The 2,718-nt window shown below is 76.0% G+C and carries 2 protein-coding genes and 1 pseudogene; all 3 read left to right on the forward strand.

Annotated features, from left to right (window positions below; translation table 11 throughout):
* Positions 1–353: 353 nt before the first annotated feature.
* On the forward strand, positions 354–1,451 hold the full coding sequence (locus KS423_RS42945) for a DUF5937 family protein (protein WP_224285124.1): 1,098 nt from the start codon (positions 354–356) through the stop codon (positions 1,449–1,451).
* Between the two features lie 38 nt (positions 1,452–1,489).
* Complete coding sequence (locus KS423_RS42950) at positions 1,490–2,347, forward strand: PhzF family phenazine biosynthesis protein (RefSeq protein ID WP_224285125.1); 858 nt, start codon at positions 1,490–1,492, stop codon at positions 2,345–2,347.
* Positions 2,348–2,462: 115 nt separating this feature from the next.
* Positions 2,463–2,718: pseudogene (locus tag KS423_RS42955) on the forward strand (aminoglycoside phosphotransferase family protein); the annotation flags it as partial.

A 2,718-nucleotide genomic window follows, 5' to 3' on the forward strand; every position in this document is an offset into this window, starting at 1 on the left:
CGACGGCGTACCGGGGGCCGCCGGCGGCGGTCAGCAGGCTCAACAGCGCGGACGGGCTCCGGCGGCCCGTGCCGGTCGGCGGGGCGGGCGGCTCGCCGTGGCGGACGGCGGTGTGGTCGTGAACGGACTTCTCCCGGATCAGGCTCATGGCCGGTACCGTCCGCCCGGGCCGGACCGCCTGGCACGCGGATTGACGCTTCCCGTCAATCGACGGAGGACCTCGCAGGGCGGGGTGACAGGATCGGCAGCGTGAGTGAGCGAAGCACGGCGATCCCCCCGGCCGAAGGCCGGGGGAGGACCATCAGGAGCAGCGTGGGAGCGAATGCCCCCGCCGAGGGCAGCGAGGCGGCCGCATGAGCGTGACCATCGACATCACCGGCCTGCCCGACGGGCGCCTGCTCTTCGCGCCCTCCCCGCTCGCCGAGCTCAACGCCATGCTGCACGTCCTCGCCGAGCCGGCGCACCACCCCGCGCTGCACGGCTGGGCCGGCAGCACCGCCACCGTGATCCCGCCGGAGCTGTCCGAGCGGCTGCTGGAGGCCGACTTCCTCTGGCGCTCCTCACGCGCCGACTTCCTCGTCCCGGGGCTGCCCGGCGCCACCCTGGCCGAGGAACTGGACGCCGTCGACCGGATCGACGACGAGCTGTACGTCGCCGCCGCCCTCATCACCACCTGCGGCTCCTCCCGGCTCACCAGCCGGATGGGATCCCCGCTCACCGACCCGGCCGCCAACGAGCGGGCCCGGGAACTCGCCCTCGCCCGCGGCCCCCGGCAGGCCGCCTTCGCCGACCGGCTGCTCGCCGACCCGCCGGCCGTCCGGGCCCTGGTGCGCCGGATGCTGGAGGACTGCCGGTCCGCGTTCTTCGCCGACGCCTGGCAGCGCGTCCTGCCCGACCTCGCCGCCGACGCCCGGCGCAAGGCCGACCTGCTCGCCCGCCACGGCCTCGCCGACGCGCTCGCCGACATCTCGCCCTCCGTCTCCCTCGACCAGGGCGGGGACGGACGGCGCCGGATCGTCATCGACAAGCTCCAGGACAACACCGCCGGCGGCACCGACGCCGGGGGCGTCACCTTCATCCCCACCGCCTTCGGCCGCCCGCACCTCCTGGTGGTGCACGCGCGTGGCTGGCGGCCCGTCCTCCAGTACCCGGTCGGCGAGACCGGCCTGCCCGAGCCCGTCTCGCTCGCCCTCGTCCAGCAGCGGCTGGAGGCGCTCGCCCACCCCGTCCGGCTGCGCCTCGCCCGCACCATGGCCCGCGGCCCGCACACCACCGGCGAACTGGCCTCCGCCTGGCAGCTCAGCGCGCCCGAGGTGTCCCGGCACCTGGCCGTGCTGCGCAAGGCCGGACTGCTCACGACCAGGCGGCGCGGGCGCTACATGCTCTACGAGCTCGACCTGGCGGGCAGCGCCCGGCTCGGCTCGGACTTCCTGGAGGCGGTGCTGCGGTGAGCGGGAACAGCGGCCCCACGGCAGGCGTTCGTCCGGTCATGACCGACGACGCCGCTCCTGAGATCCTCCGCTACGCCGCCTTCGCCACCCGCCCCGAGGGCGGCAATCCGGCCGGCGTGGTGCTCGACGCCACCGGGCTGACCGACGAACGGATGCTCGCCGTCGCCGCCGAGGTGGGGTACTCCGAGACCGCCTTCCTGACCGCCGGCCCGGCCGAAGGGGCCTACCGGGTGCGGTACTTCAGCCCGCTCGCCGAGGTGCCGTTCTGCGGACACGCGACGGTCGCCTCCGCCGTCGCCCTCGCCGAGCGCACCGGCCCCGGGCGGTACGTCTTCGCGACCGCGGCCGGGGACGTCCCGGTCGAGGTCGAGCGCGGTGCCGACGGGCTGCTGCGCGCCACCCTCACCAGCGTCGAGCCGAAGGTGGAGGAGGTGCCGGCGGCCGACGTGGCGCAGGCGCTCGCCCTGCTCGGCTGGTCCGCCGCCGACCTCGACCCGGCCCTGCCGCCCCGCGTCGCCTACGCGGGTGCCCGGCACCTCGTCCTGCCCGTGGCCACCCGCGAGCGGCTGGCCCGGCTCGACTACGACTTCGACGGCCTGGCGAACTTCATGCGCGCCCGCGACCTGACCACCCTGCAGCTCGCCTGGCGGGAGGCCTCCGAGCTCTTCCACGTCCGCGACCCGTTCCCGGTCGGCGGTGTGGTCGAGGACCCGGCCACCGGCGCCGCCGCGGCCGCCTTCGGCGCCTACTTGCGGGACCTCGGCGCGGTGGCGGCCCCGGCGGTGCTGACGCTGTACCAGGGCGACGACCTGGGCCGCCCCGGCGTCCTGCGGGTCGAACTGCGGGCGGAGGACACCCGGGTACGTGTCTCGGGCACGGCGGTGGCCATCGCGTAGCGCCGGTTCCGGGCCTCAGGGCAAGGGTTGCCGCAGGACCTGCGCGCCCTCGGCCCGGTCGGCGCGTGCGGAAAACCGTTGGCACGTGCCCGCCTCCGTGGGCGAAGCTGCTCCGATGCAGCGAGCGAGCAACCGGACCGTGACGGTCGATCTCACCTTCGGCGACGAGTACTTCGGGCAGCTGGGCCCCTTCGAGGTGGAGGTCGGCTGGTGGTCCTCCGTGGACGGGGTGGTCGCCCGGGCGGCGGAATCGGCCGGAGTGCCGGTGCTGGTGGCGCGGCTGGTCGACGGGCAGAGCGAGAACCCCGGCCACGGCGGGCGGGTCCGCTACCACGCCGAGGCGCTGCGCCGGCCGACCGGGCTCGGCGCGG

This window comes from Streptomyces sp. LS1784, assembly GCF_020103755.1.
GTDB lineage: Bacteria > Actinomycetota > Actinomycetes > Streptomycetales > Streptomycetaceae > Kitasatospora.